We start from the raw sequence: 459 nt of genomic DNA, 5'->3' as shown, positions 1-459 counted from the left end.
GACCGCAGGCCGCGACCAGTGGTGGCACGACACCGTCGCGGTCGCCTCCCCCACCCACGAACCGCAAGCCTTCGACGCCGAGCACCCCCTGTTCATCCTCTACACCTCCGGCACCACCGGAAAACCCAAAGGCATCCTGCACACCACCGGCGGCTACCTCACCCAAACCGCCTACACCCACCACCACGTCTTCGACCACAAACCCGGCCACGACCTCTACTGGTGCACCGCCGACATCGGCTGGGTCACCGGCCACTCCTACATCGTCTACGGCCCCCTGGCCAACCGGGCCACCCAAGTGCTCTACGAGGGCACCCCGAACTTCCCCGACGAGCACCGCCACTGGCAGATCATCGAAAAGTACGGCGTCACCATCTACTACACCGCCCCCACCCTCATCCGCACCTTCATGAAATGGGGCCGCGAGATCCCCGACGCCCACGACCTGTCCAGCCTCCG

1 protein-coding gene is annotated in these 459 nt (G+C 66.0%); it reads left to right on the top strand.

Annotated elements, in window-relative coordinates; all coding sequences use genetic code 11:
- Positions 1-459 (top strand): AMP-binding protein (locus tag IU459_RS37625; RefSeq protein ID WP_195134319.1); only part of this gene is annotated, 459 nt, incomplete at both ends.

The sequence above is a fragment of the Nocardia amamiensis genome (assembly GCF_015477605.1).
In the GTDB taxonomy this organism is placed as follows: Bacteria; Actinomycetota; Actinomycetes; order Mycobacteriales; family Mycobacteriaceae; genus Nocardia; species Nocardia amamiensis_A.
This window is presented reverse-complemented; position numbering and strand designations above follow the sequence as displayed.